15 protein-coding genes are annotated in these 18,067 nt (G+C 73.4%); 7 read left to right on the top strand and 8 right to left on the bottom strand.

Translation table 11 applies throughout. From position 1 onward, the window contains the following. The first annotated feature begins 226 nt into the window (after positions 1 to 226). The 6 genes from tkt to pgl all read left to right on the top strand — a co-directional run bounded on the left by tkt (position 227) and on the right by pgl (position 8,646). Positions 227 to 2,365, top strand: a complete 2,139-nt coding sequence (gene tkt, locus ACGF7U_RS06970) for a transketolase (RefSeq protein WP_393103772.1) — start codon at positions 227 to 229, stop codon at positions 2,363 to 2,365. 15 nt (positions 2,366 to 2,380) lie between these two features. After that, entirely contained in the window at positions 2,381 to 3,559 is a 1,179-nt protein-coding gene (gene tal / locus ACGF7U_RS06965) for a transaldolase (protein ID WP_393103770.1), read from the top strand. Then, on the top strand, positions 3,556 to 5,205 hold the full coding sequence (locus ACGF7U_RS06960; RefSeq protein WP_393103768.1) for a glucose-6-phosphate isomerase: 1,650 nt from the start codon (positions 3,556 to 3,558) through the stop codon (positions 5,203 to 5,205). The genes tal and ACGF7U_RS06960 overlap by 4 nt, the downstream gene beginning before the upstream one ends. 38 nt (positions 5,206 to 5,243) lie before the next feature. Further along, entirely contained in the window at positions 5,244 to 6,758 is a 1,515-nt protein-coding gene (gene zwf / locus ACGF7U_RS06955) for a glucose-6-phosphate dehydrogenase (RefSeq protein ID WP_393103766.1), read from the top strand. A 31-nt stretch (positions 6,759 to 6,789) separates the two neighbouring features. Then, a complete protein-coding gene (locus tag ACGF7U_RS06950) occupies positions 6,790 to 7,806 on the top strand; it encodes a glucose-6-phosphate dehydrogenase assembly protein OpcA (RefSeq protein ID WP_393103764.1) in 1,017 nt (338 codons plus the stop codon). Positions 7,807 to 7,875: 69 nt separating this feature from the next. After that, positions 7,876 to 8,646 carry a 6-phosphogluconolactonase gene (gene pgl, locus ACGF7U_RS06945; protein ID WP_393103762.1) on the top strand — a complete coding sequence of 257 codons (771 nt, stop codon included), beginning with the start codon at positions 7,876 to 7,878 and terminating at the stop codon, positions 8,644 to 8,646. A 57-nt stretch (positions 8,647 to 8,703) separates the two neighbouring features. Here pgl and ACGF7U_RS06940 read toward each other — a convergent pair whose 3' ends face one another. The 8 genes from ACGF7U_RS06940 to rapZ all read right to left on the bottom strand — a co-directional run bounded on the left by ACGF7U_RS06940 (position 8,704) and on the right by rapZ (position 15,757). Next, entirely contained in the window at positions 8,704 to 9,054 is a 351-nt protein-coding gene (locus ACGF7U_RS06940; protein ID WP_393103760.1) for an RNA polymerase-binding protein RbpA, read from the bottom strand. Positions 9,055 to 9,187: 133 nt separating this feature from the next. Further along, positions 9,188 to 9,451, bottom strand: a complete 264-nt coding sequence (secG, locus tag ACGF7U_RS06935; RefSeq protein ID WP_350709154.1) for a preprotein translocase subunit SecG — start codon at positions 9,449 to 9,451, stop codon at positions 9,188 to 9,190. Positions 9,452 to 9,546: 95 nt separating this feature from the next. Continuing rightward, complete coding sequence (tpiA, locus tag ACGF7U_RS06930) at positions 9,547 to 10,338, bottom strand: triose-phosphate isomerase (RefSeq protein WP_393103758.1); 792 nt, start codon at positions 10,336 to 10,338, stop codon at positions 9,547 to 9,549. Continuing rightward, a complete protein-coding gene (locus tag ACGF7U_RS06925; protein ID WP_393103756.1) occupies positions 10,338 to 11,537 on the bottom strand; it encodes a phosphoglycerate kinase in 1,200 nt (399 codons plus the stop codon). Before ACGF7U_RS06925 ends, tpiA begins: the two co-directional genes overlap by 1 nt. Further along, the gene (gene gap / locus ACGF7U_RS06920) at positions 11,534 to 12,538 is read right to left on the bottom strand and encodes a type I glyceraldehyde-3-phosphate dehydrogenase (RefSeq protein WP_393103754.1); all 1,005 of its coding nucleotides are present in this window, start codon (positions 12,536 to 12,538) and stop codon (positions 11,534 to 11,536) included. The genes ACGF7U_RS06925 and gap overlap by 4 nt, the downstream gene beginning before the upstream one ends. A 262-nt stretch (positions 12,539 to 12,800) precedes the next feature. Beyond that, positions 12,801 to 13,781: a DNA-binding protein WhiA gene (whiA, locus tag ACGF7U_RS06915; protein ID WP_393103752.1), complete on the bottom strand. Its 981-nt coding sequence runs from the start codon at positions 13,779 to 13,781 to the stop codon at positions 12,801 to 12,803. Between the two features lie 54 nt (positions 13,782 to 13,835). Further along, entirely contained in the window at positions 13,836 to 14,873 is a 1,038-nt protein-coding gene (locus ACGF7U_RS06910; RefSeq protein ID WP_393103750.1) for a 2-phospho-L-lactate transferase CofD family protein, read from the bottom strand. Further along, positions 14,870 to 15,757, bottom strand: a complete 888-nt coding sequence (rapZ, locus tag ACGF7U_RS06905; protein ID WP_393104153.1) for an RNase adapter RapZ — start codon at positions 15,755 to 15,757, stop codon at positions 14,870 to 14,872. The genes ACGF7U_RS06910 and rapZ overlap by 4 nt, the downstream gene beginning before the upstream one ends. 312 nt (positions 15,758 to 16,069) lie before the next feature. Here rapZ and recQ point away from each other — a divergent pair, with 312 nt between their 5' ends. Beyond that, the gene (gene recQ, locus ACGF7U_RS06900; protein WP_393103748.1) at positions 16,070 to 17,923 is read left to right on the top strand and encodes a DNA helicase RecQ; all 1,854 of its coding nucleotides are present in this window, start codon (positions 16,070 to 16,072) and stop codon (positions 17,921 to 17,923) included. Positions 17,924 to 18,067: the final 144 nt, after the last annotated feature.

Genomic DNA, 18,067 nt, shown 5'->3' with positions numbered 1-18,067 from the left:
TCGGTCGGACCCGGCTCGGGCCACACACCGCACCACAGACTACGCGCTGTCGTTTTGGCTGCCCGGGCGACCCGACAACGGTGCGGGCCGTCACACCGCCGACGGAACCACCGATCCTCCCGGACCCGCACAGACCAGCATGCGGAGATCCCCGGGCGGACGTTTAGGACCGCTCGATAGGGTCATCAGTGAGGGTTCCGCCCATCTGCCGAGGAGCACAACCATCGTGGCTGCCAACCGACCCGAGCACCCCGCACTGAACTGGTCCGACCTCGACCGCCGGGCCGTCGACACCGTCCGCGTGCTGGCCATGGACGCCGTGGAGAAATCCGGCAACGGCCACCCGGGCACCGCGATGAGCCTCGCGCCCGCGGCCTACCTGCTCTTCAACCGGGTCATGCGGCACAACCCGGCCGACCCGAACTGGCCCGGCCGCGACCGGTTCGTGCTCTCGGCGGGCCACTCCAGCCTCACCCTCTACATCCAGCTCTTCCTCTCCGGATACCCGCTGGCCCTGGAGGACCTGAAGTCGCTGCGGCAGTGGGGCTCGCTCACGCCGGGCCACCCCGAGCACGGGCACACGCCGGGCGTCGAGACCACCACGGGCCCGCTCGGCCAGGGCCTGGGCAACGCGGTCGGCATGGCGATGGCGGCCCGCCGCGAGCGCGGCCTGTTCGACCCGGAGGCCGAGTCCGGCGCGTCGGTCTTCGACCACGACATCTGGTGCATCGCCTCCGACGGCGACATCGAGGAGGGCATCAGCCACGAGGCCAGCGCCCTCGCCGGCCACCAGCAGCTCGGCAACCTCTGCGTGATCTACGACGACAACGAGATCTCCATCGAGGACGACACCCGGATCGCCAAGAGCGAGGACGTCGCGGCCCGCTACGAGGCGTACGGCTGGCACGTGCAGACCGTCGACTGGCGCACCGGTGACGCCGACCAGGGCGACTACCACGAGGACGTCGAGGCCCTCCACCGGGCGCTGCTGGCCGCGAAGGCCGAGACCGGCCGTCCCTCCTTCATCGCCCTGCGCACCATCATCGGCTGGCCCGCGCCCAACAAGAAGAACACCGGCAAGATCCACGGTTCCGCGCTCGGCGCCGACGAGGTGGCCGCCACGAAGCAGATCCTGGGCTTCGACCCGGCGCAGTCCTTCGAGGTCGACGAGGAGGTGCTCGGGCACGCCCGCCTGGTGCTGGAGCGCGGCGCCCGCGCCCAGCAGGAGTGGACCACGGCGTTCGACGCCTGGTCGAAGGCGAACCCGGAGCGCAGGGCGCTCTACGACCGGATGGCCGGCCGGGTGCTCCCCGAGGGCTGGACCGAGGCGCTGCCGGAGTTCCCGGCCGACGCCAAGGGCATCGCCACCCGCGCCGCCTCCGGCAAGGTCCTGGAGGCGCTCGCGCCGGTCCTGCCGGAGCTGTGGGGCGGCTCGGCCGACCTGGCCGAGAGCAACAACACCACGATGAAGGGCGAGCCCTCCTTCATCCCGGCCACCCACGCCACCAAGGACTTCCCCGGCCACGAGTACGGCCGCACGCTGCACTTCGGCATCCGCGAGCACGCCATGGGCGCGATCCTCAACGGCATCGCGCTGCACGGCGGCACCCGCCCGTACGGCGGCACGTTCCTGGTGTTCAGCGACTACATGCGCCCGTCCGTCCGGCTCGCCGCGCTGATGAAGCTGCCGGTGATCTACGTCTGGACGCACGACTCGATCGGCCTGGGCGAGGACGGCCCGACCCACCAGCCGGTGGAGCACCTGACCGCGCTGCGGGCCATCCCGGGCCTGGACGTGGTCCGCCCGGCCGACGCCAACGAGACCGCCTGGGCCTGGCGGCAGGCGCTGGAGCACACCGACCGGCCGACCGCGCTGGCGCTGAGCCGGCAGGCGCTGCCGACGCTGGACCGGTCGAACCTCGCCGGCGCCGAGGGCGTGGCCAAGGGCGGCTACGTGCTCGCCGAGGCGTCCACCGGCAAGCCCCAGGTGATCATCATCGGCACCGGCTCCGAGGTGCAGCTCTGCCTCACCGCCCGGGAGCGCCTGGAGGCGGACGGCACCCCGACGCGGGTGGTCTCGATGCCCTGCCAGGAGTGGTTCTACGAGCAGGACGAGGCGTACCGGGAGTCGGTGCTGCCGCGTGGGGTAAAGGCACGGGTGAGCGTGGAGGCGGGCATCGCGATGTCGTGGCGCGGCGTCGTCGGCGACCTCGGCGAGAGCGTGAGCCTGGAGCACTACGGTGCCAGCGCCCCGCACACCGTGCTCTTCGAACAGTTCGGGTTCACTCCCGACCGGATCGTGGCCGCCGCGCACGCGGCGATGACCCGGGTGGGCGACATCACCGGTTTCACGACCGGCAACTGAGGGAGCGTGGACGGCATGACGGACAGGCTGAGCGAACTCACCGCCGCGGGCGTGGCGGTCTGGCTCGACGATCTTTCCCGGGTACGGCTGAGCTCCGGCGGGCTGGACCAGCTCCGCCGGGAGAAGCACGTGGCCGGGGTGACCACCAACCCGACGATCTTCGCCAAGGCGCTGAGCGACGCCGACGAGTACGACTGGCAGCTGCGCGACCTCGCCACCCGTGGGGTGGAGGTCGAGGAGGCCGTGCGGATGCTCACCACCTACGACGTGCGCTGGGCGTGCGACGTGATGCACCCGTCGTACGAGCGCAGCGCGGGTGTCGACGGCCGGGTCTCCATCGAGGTGGACCCGCGGCTGGCCCACGAGACCGACAAGACCGTCGCCGAGGCCAAGGCGCTGTGGTGGCTGGTCGACCGGCCGAACCTCTTCATCAAGATCCCGGCCACCGAGGCGGGCCTGCCGGCCATCACCGCCACCCTGGCGGAGGGGATCAGCGTCAACGTCACGCTGATCTTCGGGCTGGACCGCTACTCGCAGGTGATGGAGGCGTTCCTGGCCGGCCTGGAGCAGGCGAAGGCGAACGGGCACGACCTGAGCAAGATCGGGTCCGTGGCGTCGTTCTTCGTCTCCCGCGTCGACAGCGAGGTCGACAAGCGGCTGGAGAAGATCGGCTCCGACGAGGCCAAGGCGCTGCGCGGCAAGGCCGCCGTCGCCAACGCCAAGCTGGCGTACGAGCGCTACGGCGAGGTCTTCTCCTCCGACCGCTGGCAGGCCCTCGCCGACGCCGGCGCGCACCCGCAGCGGCCGCTGTGGGCGTCCACCTCCACCAAGAACCCGGACTACCGCGACGTCATCTACGTCGAGGAGCTGATCGCGCCCGGCACCGTCAACACCATGCCGGAGCCGGTCATCCACGCGTACGCCGACCACGGCGAGACCCGCGGCGACACCATCACCGGCTCGTACGACGAGGCCCGCAAGGTCTTCACGGACCTGGAGTCGGTCGGCGTCGACATGGCCGACGTGATCGCCACCCTGGAGCGCGAGGGCGTGGAGAAGTTCGAGGCGAGCTGGCTGGAGCTGCTCGACGGCGTCCGCAAGTCGCTGGCCGCCGCGGGCAAGGGCACCGGCCACCCGGGCAACGCCGCGAAGGGCAACGCGCAGGCCGCGCAGCAGGCGGGAGGCAACGCGTGAGTGATCTGCTCAACGGGCCGGTCGAGGCGGCCGCCGGGCTCGCCGTGCACGGCGCCGACACGGTCGACAGGTCGGCCCCCGCCTCCACCCGGGACGCGCTGGTCAAGGCCGGCGTGCCGGGGCGGCTGGCCGAGAAGGACCCGACCCTGTGGGGCCCGGACGCCGAGGCCGAGGCGAAGATCCGCCTCGGCTGGGTGGACACCCACCGGCGCAGCCGGGAGCTGCTCCCCCAGCTCGCCGAGCTGAAGGCGGAGCTGGGCGACCTGGACCACGTGGTGCTCGCCGGCATGGGCGGCTCGTCGCTGGCCCCCGAGGTCATCGCGCGCACCCTCGGCAAGCAGCTCACCGTGCTCGACACCACCGACCCGGGGCAGGTCCGGGCGGCGCTGGCCGACCGGCTGGAGCGCACCGTGGTCGTGGTGGCCAGCAAGTCCGGCTCGACGGTGGAGACCGACAGCCACCGCCGGGCCTACTGGCAGGCGTTCCTGGACGCCGGGATGACCGAGGCGGAGGCCGGCCGGCACTTCGTCGTCGTCACCGACCCGGGCTCGCCCCTGGAGCGGACCGCCGCCGAGATGGGCGCCTTCACCGTGCTGGCCGACCCGAACGTGGGCGGCCGCTACTCCGCGCTGACCGCGTTCGGGCTGGTCCCGTCGGCGCTGGCCGGCGTGGAGGTGGCCGAGCTGCTCGACGAGGCGGACGCCCTGGCCCGGTCGCTGGGCGGCGACCGGGACAACCCCGGCCTGGCCCTGGGCGCCGCGCTCGGCGCGGCGGCCACCATGGGCCGCGACAAGGTCGCCCTCGTCTCCGACGGCACCGGCATCGACGGCCTCGGCGACTGGGCCGAGCAGCTCATCGCCGAGTCCACCGGCAAGGCGGGGGTCGGCATCCTCCCGGTCGTCGTGGAGTCGCCGCAGAGCCCCGGCGCCACCGGCGACGACGTGCTCACCGTGACCTACGGCGGCGCGCTGGCCACCGGCGCGGTCCCGGGCGGCGGCGCCGGCGCCGACGTGGCGGTCAACGGCCCGCTCGGCGCGCAGTTCCTGGCCTGGGAGTACGCCACCGCGATCGCCGGCGTGGTGCTCGGCATCGACCCGTTCAACCAGCCCAACGTCACCGAGTCCAAGGAGAACACCAACAGGATCCTCGCCTCCGGTCCGCCGGCGGAGACGCCGTCGTTCACCGAGGGCGCGATCGAGGTGTACGCGCCGCAGGGCGCCCCGGGCGACCTGGCCGGCGTGCTGCGCTGGCTGGTCGACGGGCTGGGCGACGACGGCTACCTCGCGGTGATGGCGTACCTCGACCGGTTCGCCGACGCCGACGCGGCCCGGCTGCGGCCGCTGCTGGCCGGGGCCGCCGGGCGGCCGGTCACCTTCGGCTGGGGGCCGCGGTTCCTGCACTCCACCGGCCAGTACCACAAGGGCGGCCCGCAGGTCGGCAGCTACCTCCAGCTCACCGGCGCGGTCACCGACGACCTGCCGGTGCCGGGCAAGCCGTACACCTTCGGGGAGCTGCAGGCGGCGCAGGCCGCCGGCGACCGGCAGGCGCTGGCCGAGCGGCAGCGCCCGGTGGTGCGGCTGCACCTGACCGACCGGTCCGCGGGCGTGGCCCAGCTGCTCGATGCGGTCGGGGCGCTGCGGGCGTGACGATGAGGACCGTGGACGATGCGGAGCGAGGAGGCGGCATGAACCCGCTGCGCGACCCGCAGGACCGCCGGCTGCCGAGGATCCCGGAGCCGTGCGCCCTGGTGATCTTCGGCGTCACCGGCGACCTGGCCCGCAAGAAACTCCTGCCGGCCGTGTACGACCTGGCGAACCGGGGGCTGCTGCCCCCGGGCTTCGTCGTGCTGGGCTTCGCCCGCCGGGACTGGGGCGACGGCGACTTCGAGTCGCTGGCCCACGAGGCCGCCAAGAAGCACGCCCGCACCCCCTGGCGGGAGGAGGTGTGGTCGCGGCTCGCCGGCAACATCAAGTTCGTCGGCGGCTCGTTCGACGACGACGCCGCGTTCGACCAGCTCGCCGCCACCCTCGACGAGCTGCGCCAGACCCACGGCATCCCGGGCAACGCCGCCTTCTACTTCTCCATCCCCCCGGCGGCGTTCCCCGTGGTGCTCAAGCAGCTCGCGCGCACCGGCATGGCCGACAACGCCAAGTCCGGCGGGTGGCGCCGGGTGGTGGTCGAGAAGCCGTTCGGGCACGACCTGCCCTCGGCGAAGGCGCTCAACGACCTGGTCGACGACGTCTTCACCCGCAAGGACGTCTTCCGCATCGACCACTACCTGGGCAAGGAGACGGTCCAGAACATCCTCGCCCTGCGGTTCGCCAACAACCTGTTCGAGCCGTTGTGGAACTCCAAGTACGTCGACTCGGTGCAGATCACCATGGCCGAGGACGTCGGCATCGGCACCCGGGCGGGGTTCTACGACTCGGCCGGCGCCGCCCGGGACGTGCTCCAGAACCACCTGCTCCAGCTGCTGGCGCTGGTGGCGATGGAGGAGCCGACGAGCTTCGACGCGGACGAGATCCGCACCGAGAAGCTCAAGGTGCTCCGGGCCATCACCCTGCCGAAGGACGTGGCCGAGGGCACCGTGCGCGGCCAGTACCTGCCCGGCTGGGTGGGCGGTCAGCGCGCGGTCGGCTACCTGGAGGAGGAGGGCGTCCCGGCGGACTCGACCACCGAGACGTACGTGGCGGTCCGGCTCGGCATCCAGAACCGCCGCTGGGCAGAGGTGCCGTTCTACATCCGGGCCGGCAAGCGGCTGCCGCGCCGCGTCACCGAGGTCGCCATCATGTTCAAGAAGGCGCCGCACCTGCCGTTCAACGCCGCCGACATGGAGTCGCTGGGGAACAACCAGCTCGTCATCCGGGTGCAGCCGGACGAGGGCGTGGTGCTGAAGTTCGGCTCCAAGGTGCCCGGCACCACGATGGAGGTCCGCGACATCGCGATGGACTTCCAGTACGGCGAGGCGTTCACCGAGTCCAGCCCCGAGGCGTACGAGCGGCTGGTGCTGGACGTGCTCATCGGTGACCGCACCCTCTTCCCGGACGCCGCCGAGGTCGAGCAGAGCTGGCAGGTGGTGGACCCGCTGGAGCACGCGTGGGCCGGCACGAAGCCGGAGCCGTACCGGGCCGGCGAGTGGGGCCCCCGGGCCGCCGACGAGATGCTGGCCCGCGAGGGCCGGGCGTGGCGCAGAGCGTGAGCAAGCCCAGCGAGTCAACCAGGAGGCTCCAGTGATCGGCCTGTGGGACACCACCGGCAACGAGGTGGTCAAGGCGCTGGCCGCCGAGCGGCGCAGCGCCGGCGGGGTGGCCAGCGGCATGGCGCTCACCCTGATCGTGGTGGTGGACGAGAAGCGGGTCCGCGAGGCGGAGGCGGCGGCGACGATAGCGGCCGCCGCCCACCCCTGCCGGCTGGTGGTGGTGGTCCGCTCCGACGTCGAGCGGGAGCGCAACCGCCTCGACGCGGAGATCGTCGTCGGCGGCCGGCTCGGCCCGTGCGAGGCGGTGGTCACCCGGATGTACGGGCGGCTCGCCCTGCACGCCGAGTCGGTGGTGATGCCGCTGCTGGTGCCGGACGTGCCGGTGGTGACGTGGTGGCACGGCGAGCCACCGGCCGAGATCGCGACCGACTTCCTCGGCGTGGTGGCCGACCGGCGGATCACCGACGCCGCGCAGGCCGCCGACCCGATCGAGGCGCTGCGCCAGCGGGCCCGGGACTACGCGCCGGGCGACACCGACCTGGCGTGGACCCGGATCACCCCGTGGCGCACCCTGGTGGCCGGGGCGTTCGACACCACCCAGGCGCGGGTGACCGAGGCGACCGTGGTCGCCCCGGCGACCGATCCCACCGCGGCGCTCATGCGGGGCTGGCTGGCCGCCCGGCTCGGCATCGAGCCGGTGTGGCAGCGCACCGACGAGTTCCCCCGGATGCGGGAGGTGCAGCTGCGCTGCGCCAACGGCGAGGAGCTGACGCTGACCCGCGAGGACAGCGTGGCGACGTTCCGGCGTACCGGCCAGGACGAGCGGCAGCTGCCGCTCGTCCGCCGGCCGCTCGGCGACGAGTTGGCCGAGGAGCTGCGCCGGCTCGACGCCGACCAGGTGTACGCGGAGGCGCTCGGCGCGGCGGCTGGCCTGACCGGCCTGGACCAGCACCCGGCGCAGCGGGTGCACGTCTGGAAGGATCCGGCCACCGCCCAGCGGGCCGAGGCGGGGGTGACCGCGCACGCGGGAACGAGCGCCGAGCACTGAGCGCCCGGCTGCCGGGCGTACGAGCGAAACACCGGCCGCGCGGGCGGCCGGAGAAACGAAGGCACAGGGATGAGTGAGGCGAGTGTCGCCGTCCACGCCGACGCCGACCTGCTGGCGCAGGCGGTGGCGGCCCGGCTGGTGGTGAAGCTGCTCGACGCGCAGGCCGAGCGCGGTCAGGCGTCGATGGTGCTGACCGGCGGCCGGATCGCGGCGGCGGTCCACCGGGCGGTGGCGGCGCTGCCGGCCCGGGACGCGGTGGACTGGTCCCGGGTGGACGTCTGGTGGGGCGACGAGCGGTTCCTGCCGGCCGGCGACCCGGAGCGCAACGAGACCCAGGCCCGTGCCGCCCTGCTGGACGCGGTGCCGCTGGACCCGGCCCGGGTCCACCCGATGCCCGCCTCCGACGGACCGGCCGGCCCGGACCCGGAGGAGGCCGCCGCCCGGTACGCCGAGGAACTGGCCCGGGCGGCGCGCCCCGGCCACGCCGCGCTGCCCCACTTCGACGTGCTGATGCTGGGCGTCGGCGAGGACGGGCACGTGGCCTCGGTGTTCCCGGAGCACCCGGTGCACCACGACAGCCGGCCGGTCAGCGCCGTGCGGGGCAGCCCGAAGCCCCCGCCGGTGCGGACCACGCTGACCCTGCCGGCGATCAACACCGCCGAGGAGGTCTGGTTGGTCGCCAGCGGCGCCGACAAGGCCCGTGCGGTCGGCATGGCGCTGGCCGGGGCGGGGCCGGTGCAACTGCCGGCGGCCGGCGTGCAGGGCACGGGCCGCACCCTCTGGCTGCTGGACCGGGCCGCGGCGGCCGACGTGCCGGCCCGCCTGCGCAGCCTTCGTTGACGCCGACGAGGTGAGGGCCCCTCGTCGGCGCCGGGCGTCGACGAGGGGCCCTTCTCACTACGGGGCGGTGCGGCCGCGGCGGCGGCGCAGGTCGGCGAGGGCCTCGGCGAGGATGGCCTCCCCCTCCTCGGCGGTGCGCCGCTCCTTCACGTACGCCAGGTGGGTCTTGTAGGGCTCCAGCCGGGCCCGTCCCGGCGGGTTCCCCGCGTCCTGGCCGGCGGGCAGGCCGCACCGCGGGCAGTCCCACACCTCGGGGGCCTCGGCCTCGGCGGCGATCCGGATCTCGGTGCGGTGCTCGTTGCGGCACCAGTAGGTGACCGCCCGGCACGGGGCCGGCTGGTAGCGCTCGGCGCTGCGCTCGGGGGCGGACCCGATGCGGGCGCCCCGGATGACGTTGCCACTCGGCACGGCTGCTCGCTCCTGTCGTCGGGAGGGGTACCGCCGCGGAGGGGGCGGCGGGCGACGCGGTGCAGCGGGTGAAACGAACTGCGCGCGGCCCGTCGGTGACGGACCGCGCGCAGATTGTACGACTTGACGGCGCTCAGACGGCGCCGCTGGCCGTCTGGAGGCGGAGCCAGAGCCCGAGCCCGACGATGCAGGCGAACCAGACGATGCCCACCAGGACGGTGTAGCGGTCGAGGTTCTTCTCCGCCACCGACGACCCGGCGAGGCTGGAGCTGACGCCGCCACCGAACATGCTCGACAACCCGCCGCCCTTACCGCGGTGCAGCAGGATCAGCATGGTCAGCAGGATGCTCGTGATGACCAGCAACACGATCAACGTGTATGCGAACCAGATCGGCATGGCTGGGGTCAGTCCTCTCGTTACGATCCTCGCCCGGGCAGATCGGGCACGGTGGCACCGACCGACGGACGGGCGGAGTCAAGGATAGCGAGCGATCAGCGGGTGATGTGCTCCGGGAACCGGCAGATCTTCGCGAACTCCTCGGCGTCCAGGCTCGCGCCGCCCACCAGCGCCCCGTCGACGTCCGGCTTGGCCATGATCGCCGCGACGTTGGAGGACTTGACCGAGCCGCCGTAGAGGATCCGGACCTGGTCGGCGGTGCCCTGGCCGAAGGACTCGGCGAGCCGCTGACGGACCGCCTCGCAGACCTCCTGCGCGTCCTCCGGGGTGGCCGTCTTGCCCGTACCGATCGCCCAGACCGGCTCGTACGCCACCACGACCTTCGCCACCTGCTCGGCGGTCAGCCCCTTCAGGGCGCCGTCGAGCTGGTCGCTGCAGTGCGCCACGTGGGTGCCCTGGTCCCGGACGTCGAGCCCCTCACCCACGCAGAGGATCGGGGTGAGCCCGTGGGTCAGCGCCGCCTGCACCTTGGCGTTGACGACCGAGTCGTCCTCGTGGTGGTAGGCGCGCCGCTCCGAGTGCCCGACCACGACGTACGTGCAGCCCAGCTTGGCCAGCATCGGGCCGGAGATGTCCCCGGTGTAGGCGCCCGACGCGTGCGGCGACAGGTCCTGCGCGCCGTAGCCGATCAGCAGTTTGTCGCCGTCGACGGCGGTCTGCACCGTACGCAGGTCGGTGAACGGCGGCAGGACCACCGTCTCGACCTCGGTGAGCTGCTTCTCGGTGAGGCTCGCCGCCAGCTTCTGCACCAGCAGGTTGGCCTCGAGGTGGTTGAGGTTCATCTTCCAGTTGCCGGCCATCAGCGGCCGGCGGGTGGCGCTCGCCATCAGTTCTCCAGAGCCGCGATGCCGGGGAGGGTCTTGCCCTCCAGGTATTCCAGGGAGGCGCCACCGCCGGTGGAGATGTGCCCGAAGGACGACTCGTCCAGCCCGAGCGCCCGCACCGCGGCGGCGGAGTCGCCGCCGCCGACCACGGTGAACGCGTCGGCCTTGGCGATCGCCTCGGCCACCCCGCGGGTGCCGTGGGCGAACGCCGGCATCTCGAACACGCCCATCGGGCCGTTCCAGAAGATCGTCCGCGCGCCCTTGAGGGCGGCGGCGAACCCGGCGACGGTCTCCGGACCGATGTCGAGACCCACCCGCTTGCTGGGAATGCCGTCGGCCGGCACGGTGTCGTGCGCGGCGTCCGGGGCGAACGCGTCGGCGGCCACCACGTCGACCGGGAGCAGGATCTTGTTCCCGGAGCGCTCCAGCAGGTTGCGGCAGGTCTCGACCATCTCCTCCTCCAGCAGCGAGGAGCCCACCTCGTGGCCCTGGGCCTTGAGGAAGGTGAAGCACATCCCGCCGCCGATGAGCAGCCGGTCGACCGTCGGCAGCAGCGCCTCGATCACCGCGAGCTTGTCGGAGACCTTCGAGCCGCCGAGCACCACCACGTAGGGGCGCTCCGGCTCGCCGGTGAGCTTCGAGAGGACCTCCACCTCGCGCAGCACCAGCCGGCCGGCGACGTGCGGCAGCCGCGCCGGCACGTCGTGGACGCTGGCGTGCCTGCGGTGTACCGCGCCGAACGCGTCGTCGACGTACGCGTCGGCGAACGCGGCGAGCTGGTCGGCGAACGCGCCCCGCTCGGCGTCGTCCTTGCTGGTCTCGCCCTTGTTGAACCGCAGGTTCTCCAGCAGCGCGACCTCGCCGTCGGCGAGGGCGTCCACGGTGGAGCGGGCGGACTCGCCGACCGTGTCGGAGGCGAAGTGCACCCGCGCGCCGAGCAGCTCGCCGAGCCGCCCGGCGACCGGGCGGAGGCTGAACTGCGGGTCCGGGGCGCCCTTCGGGCGGCCCAGGTGCGAGCAGACGACCACCTTCGCACCGGCCTCCACCAGCGCGCCGAGCGTCGGCAGCACCGCCCGGATCCGGCCGTCGTCCGTGATGTCGCCGGTCTGCTTGTCGAGCGGGACGTTCAGGTCGGCGCGCACCAGCACGCGCCGACCCGACACCCCCTCGGCGAGCAGGTCGTCGAGGGTACGGATGCTCACAGCGACTGACCCACCAGCTTGACCAGGTCGACCAGGCGGTTCGAGTAGCCCCACTCGTTGTCGTACCAGCCGACGACCTTGACCTGGTTGCCGACGACCTTGGTCAGCGGCGCGTCGAAGATGCACGACGCCGGGTCGGTGACGATGTCCGAGGAGACGATCGGGTCTTCGTTGTAGACCAGGATGCCCTTGAGCGGGCCCTCGGCGGCGGCCTTCAGCGCGGCGTTGACCTCGTCGACCGTGGTCTCCCGGTTGACGTTGACGGTCAGGTCGGTGGTCGAGCCGGTGGGGATCGGCACCCGCAGCGCGTAGCCGTCCAGCTTGCCCTTCAGCTCCGGCAGCACCAGGCCGATCGCCTTCGCCGCACCGGTCGAGGTCGGCACGATGTTCAGCGCGGCGGCGCGGGCCCGACGCAGGTCCTTGTGCGGCGCGTCCTGGAGGTTCTGGTCCTGGGTGTACGCGTGGATCGTCGTCATCAGACCGTGCTGGATGCCGAACGTGTCGTGCAGGACCTTCGCCATCGGGGCGAGGCAGTTGGTGGTGCAGGACGCGTTGGAGATGATGGTGTGCTTGGCCGGGTCGTACTGGTCGTGGTTGACGCCCATGACGACCGTGACGTCCTCGTTCTTCGCCGGGGCGGAGATGATGACCTTCTTGGCGCCGCCGTCGACGTGCGCCTTCGCCTTGGTGGCGTCGGTGAAGAAGCCGGTGGACTCGATGACCACGTCCGCGCCGACCTCACCCCACGGCAGCTTCGCCGGGTCCTTCTCGGCGTACGCCTTGATGGTCTTGCCGCCCACGGTGATCTCGTCGGCCGTGGCCTTCACCTCGTGCGGGAGGCGACCCAGGATGCTGTCGTACTTGAGCAGGTGGGCGAGCGTCGCGTTGTCGGTCAGGTCGTTGACCGCCACGACCTCGATGTCAGCGCCGGACGCCAGCACTGCCCGGAAGAAGTTGCGGCCGATCCGGCCGAAGCCGTTGATGCCAACCCGGATGGTCACAGGTCCCATCTCCTCGCGTTCTGGTCCGCCGGCGTAAGACCCGGGCCGGCGGAGGTGTGTGCGCCGACCGTTGGAGCCGGCCGTTGACGGTTCATCTCGGCCACCCCGCCGCGGTCCCAAGGACCTGACCGCCCGAGGCGGTGAGCACGGCGAGGAGTGCCTGTGCCGGCCCCCTTGCCGTACGCAGCGACCCTATCCGAGCGTGCGACACCGCGCAGCGCCGGGTGGTGGCCCACTGGCACCGCCGAGCCTCACCGTCCTATCAGACCACGAGCATGTCGGGCGTGACGGCCGCTTCCGTATCCGGGATGCCCAGGTCGCGGGCCCGCTTGTCGGCCAGCGCCAGCAGCCGGCGGATCCGGCCGGCGATCGCGTCCTTGGTCAGCGGAGGATCGGCCAGCGCGCCCAGCTCCTCCAGCGATGCCTGCCGGTGCTCCAGGCGCAACCGCCCCGCCGAGGTGAGGTGGTTGGGCGCGTCGTCGGCGAGGATCTCCAGCGCCCGGGTGACCCGGGCGGCGGCGGCCACCGCGGCGCGCGCCGAGCGGCGCAGGTTCGCGTCGTCGAAGTTGGCCAGCCGGTTCGCCGTGGCCCGGACCTCGCGGCGCACCCGGCGCTCCTCCCAGGCCAGCACGCTGGAGTGGGCGCCGACGCGGGTGAGCAGCGCGGCGATCGCGTCGCCGTCCTTGACCACCACCCGGTCCACCCCGCGCACCTCGCGGTTCTTGGCGGTGATGCCGATCCGGCGGGCGGCGCCGACCAGGGCCAGCGCCGACTCCGGCCCGGGGCAGGTGATCTCCAGCGCGCTGGAGCGGCCGGGCTCGGTCAGCGAGCCGTGCGCCATGAACGCGCCCCGCCAGGCCGACACCGCGCAGCACACGTTCGCGGCGACGACGTGCGGCGGCAGCCCCCGCACCGGGCGTCCCCGGACGTCGAGCAGGCCGGTCTGCCGCGCGAGGGCCTCGCCGTCCTTGACCACCCGGACGATGAAGTGGCTGCCCTTGCGCAGGCCGCCGGAGGCCAGCACGTGGATCTCGCTGGGGTAGCCGTAGACCTCCGCGATCTCCCGTCGCAGCCGTCGGGCCACCGCCCCGGTGTCGAGTTCGGCCTCCACCACGACCCGACCGGAGACGATGTGCAGCCCGCCGGCGAAGCGCAGCAGCGCCGCCATCTCCGCCCGCCGGCAGCAGGGCTTGGGCACGTCGACCCGACTCAGCTCGTCCTTGACCGCAGCCGTCATCGCCATTGTGCGTCCCCTCACGGACCTGTTCCGGCGTGTCGCCGGAGATTACGTACGTGTCTAACGATCGGCGCCCAGGACAGGCACCAGTGCGGCGCCCAGGGCGGCCGGATCATGACGGGGAGTGCCGTCGGTGACCGCGACGGGGGCGAGGACCAGGCGGGCACCCAGCGATTCTGCCGCACGTTCGACCGGTTCGGGGTCACCCACCGCCTTGGAATCGGCGACCACATGGTCGACCCTCAGCTCCGGCAGGTACCAGCGCAGCGCGGCCAGGTGGTCGGCCAGGGAGAGCCCGAGCGTCTCCTTCTCCGAGGCGAGGTTCAGCGTGACGAGCCGCCGCGCCGGGCTGGCGACGACGGCGGCGGCCAGCTCCGGCACCAGCAGGTGCGGCAGCACGCTGGTGTACCAGCTGCCCGGCCCGAAGATCAGCCAGTCCGCCGCGCCGATCGCCGCGACCGCCTGGGGGCAGGCCCGCGGGGCGGCCGGGGTCAGCCGCAGCGACTCCACCCGGCCGGTGGTCACCGCCACCTGGTGCTGGCCGGTGACCGTCCGCACCTCGTCCGGGCGGCGCGGGTCGACGCCGCGCACCCGGGCCTCGATGCCCACCGGCTCGCAGGACATCGGCAGCACCCGGCCCACCGCGCCGAGCATCGCGCCGGCGTGCTCCAGGGCGGCCACCGGGTCGCCGAGCAGCTCCATCAGCCCGCAGAGCACGAGGTTGCCCACCGCGTGCCCGGCCAGCCCGTCGCCCCGGTCGGCACCGGCTCCCCCGGCGCGGTCGGCGTCCCCGGCGCGGGTCGACCCGTCGGCTCCCCCGGCGCGCGGCGGCACCTCGGCGAAGCGGTGCTGGAACAGCCCGGCGCTGCGCCGGGTGGCGGGGTGGTCCCCCGCGAGAGCGACCAGCGCCTGCCGCAGGTCACCCGGGGGCAGGCCGCCCCGCTCGGCCCGCAGCCGGCCGCTGGAGCCGCCGTCGTCGCCGACGGTCACCACGGCCGTGATGTCCAGGTCCAGCTCGGGGGCGCAGCGGCGCAGGGCGCGCAGCGAGGCGGACAGGCCGTGCCCGCCGCCGAAGGCGACCACCCGCGTCGCCGTCATTCGCGCCCCAGGTCGCGGTGCTGGGCGTTGGCGGCCAGGCCGGACTGGCGCAGGCGGGCCGCCAGCTCCTCGGCGATGGCCACGCTGCGGTGCTTGCCGCCGGTGCAGCCGACCGCGACGGTCAGGTAGCGCTTGCCCTCCCGCTCGAAGCCGGCGGTGGTGGCGTTGACCAGGTCGGCGTACGAGCCGACGAAGGCGTCCGCGCCCTCCTGACCCAGCACGTACGAGCTGACCGCCTCCTCCCGGCCCGTGTGCTCGCGCAGCTCGGGCACCCAGTACGGATTGGGCAGGAACCGGGCGTCGAGCACGAAGTCGGCGTCGGGCGGCAGGCCGTACTTGAAGCCGAAGGAGAGCACGGTGAGCCGCAGCCGGCGGGCGTCCTCGCCGCCGAACAGCTCCTCGATGCGGCGGCGGAGCTGGTTCACGTTGAGATGGCTGGTGTCGATGATCACGTCGGCCTGGTCGCGGGCCTCCTCCAGCAGGCCCCGCTCCACGGCGATGCCGTCGGCGAGCCGCCCGTCGCCCTGCAACGGGTGCGAGCGCCGGACGCTCTCGAACCGCCGGATCAGCACCTCGTCGTCGGCGTCGACGAAGACCACCCGGGGCGAGAAGCCGCGCTCCTTCAGCTCCCGGATCGCCCCGGCCAGGTCGGTGGAGAAGGCGCGCGAGCGCACGTCCAGCACCATCGCCGTGCGCCGGGCCGCCCCGCCGGCCTTGAACGCCAGCTCCGCCATGTCGAGCATGAGCGCCTGGGGCAGGTTGTCCACCACGTAGAAGCCGACGTTCTCCAGCGCCCGGGCCACCGTGCTGCGGCCGCCGCCGGAGAGGCCGGTGACCACCACCAGGGTGGTGTCCGATTCCGCCGGAGCCGGCTGCCCGGTCACCGTCGCGCCCCGATCCTCGGCCGTACGCGCCTCGCTCACCCACTACCCCCCAGCCGCGGCGCACGCGGCCGGCGCCCCGGCCGCGTGTGGTCAATCAGCGACTCTATCCCGCCGCTCCCGGCCGACCGTCGTACGCCCGCGGGCGGCGCGGCCCGGCGTGCTGCCGGGACGCCGCGGCGGCCGGGTCGGTGCCGCCGTCGCCGACCGGCCGGTCGCCGGGGAGGCCGACGGCGCACGGCGGTTCGGGCACGGCCGGCGCGTCCCGGCGGCGCGGGCCGACCGGGTGTCGGGGGAGGTTCGTAGAATCCCCGGATGGCTTCCCCCACCGACCTGCGCGCCTCCGACGCCCTGGAGGTGCTGCGCCGGGTGTTCGGCTACGACGCCTTCCGCGGCTTCCAGCGGGAGGTGATCGACCACGTCGTGGCCGGCGGCGACGCGCTGGTCCTGATGCCGACCGGTGGCGGCAAGTCGCTGTGCTACCAGATCCCGGCGCTGGTCCGCGACGGCGTGGCGGTGGTGGTCTCGCCGCTGATCGCGCTCATGCAGGACCAGGTCGACGCGCTGACCGCGGTCGGCGTGCGGGCCGGCTTCCTGAACTCGACGCAGGACCTGGACGCCCGCCGCGCGGTGGAGCGGGCGTTCGTCGGCGGCGAGCTGGACCTGCTCTACCTCGCCCCGGAGGCGCTGGGCACCCGCGGCGTGCAGCAGTTGCTCGACCGCGGCAGGATCGCCCTGTTCGCCATCGACGAGGCGCACTGCGTGTCGCAGTGGGGGCACGACTTCCGCCCCGACTACCTCGCCCTGTCGATGCTGCACGAACGCTGGCCGGACGTGCCCCGGATCGCGCTCACCGCCACCGCGACCAGCGCCACCCGCGCCGAGATCGCCACCCGGCTCAAGCTCACCGACGCCCGGCACTTCGTGGCCAGCTTCGACCGGCCCAACATCCAGTACCGCATCGTGCCCAAGCGCGAGCCGCGCAAGCAGCTGCTGAGCCTGCTGCGCGACGAGCACCCCGGCGACGCCGGGATCGTCTACTGCCTGTCCCGCGCCTCGGTGGAGAAGACGGCCGAGTTCCTCACCGCCAACGGCATCGCCGCGCTGTCCTACCACGCTGGCCTGGACGCGGCGACCCGCGCGCGCAACCAGCAGCGCTTCCTGCGCGAGGAGGGCCTGGTGATGGTGGCGACCATCGCCTTCGGCATGGGCATCGACAAGCCGGACGTCCGCTTCGTCGCCCACCTCGACCTGCCCAAGTCCGTCGAGGGCTACTACCAGGAGACCGGTCGCGCCGGCCGCGACGGGCTGCCGTCGACCGCCTGGCTGGCGTACGGGCTGCAGGACGTGGTGCAGCAGCGCAAGATGATCGAGACCTCGGAGGGCGACCTCGCCCACCGGCGCAACCTCGCCGCCCACCTCGACGCGATGCTGGCCCTCTGCGAGACGGTCCGCTGCCGCCGCACCCAACTGCTCGACTACTTCGGCGAGCAGGCCACGGCCGCCTGCGGCAACTGCGACACGTGCCTGGAGCCGCCGGAGTCGTGGGACGGCACCGTTGCGGCGCAGATGCTGCTCTCCACGGTTCTCCGGCTCGACCGGGAACGCAACCAGCGCTTCGGCGCGGGCCACTGCATCGACATCCTGCTCGGCCGCGCGACCGACAAGGTCAGCCAGTACGGCCATGACTCGCTGACCGTGTTCGGCATCGGCGGGGATCTGCGCGAGGCCCAGTGGCGCGGCGTGGTGCGCCAACTGCTGGCCGAGGGGCTGCTGGCCGTCGAGGGCGACTACGGCACGCTGACCCTCACCGAGGCCAGCGCGGAGGTGCTGGGCCGCCGCCGCACGGTGATCATGCGCCGCGAGCCGGAGAAGGTCGCCTCCCCCCGGGCCGCCAAGCCGCGCGGCGCGGCCACCGTCGTCGCCGAGCTGTCCCCGGCGGCGACCGCGGTCTTCGAGCGGTTGCGCGCCTGGCGGGCAGCCACCGCCAAGGAGCAGGGCGTCCCGGCATACGTGATCTTCCACGACGCCACGCTGCGGCAGATCGCCACCGACGCGCCCGCGTCCCTGGCGGAGCTGTCCCGGGTCAGCGGCGTCGGCGAGAACAAGCTCGCCAAGTACGGCGGGCAGATCCTGGCCGTCCTGGCCGACGAGGTCGACCCGGGCTGACCGCCGGTCGACCCACGCCCGCGCCACCGGGCGGGCCGTCGACTTACACCCGCGCCGCCGGGCGGGCCGTCGGCCCACACCCGCGCCGCCGGGCACGTCGACCTCGGCCCGTCACCGGGCGCCGCCGCGCGGTGGCGGGACGTT

It is taken from the genome of Micromonospora sp. NPDC047670 (assembly GCF_043204915.1).
GTDB lineage: Bacteria > Actinomycetota > Actinomycetes > Mycobacteriales > Micromonosporaceae > Micromonospora.
This window is presented reverse-complemented; position numbering and strand designations above follow the sequence as displayed.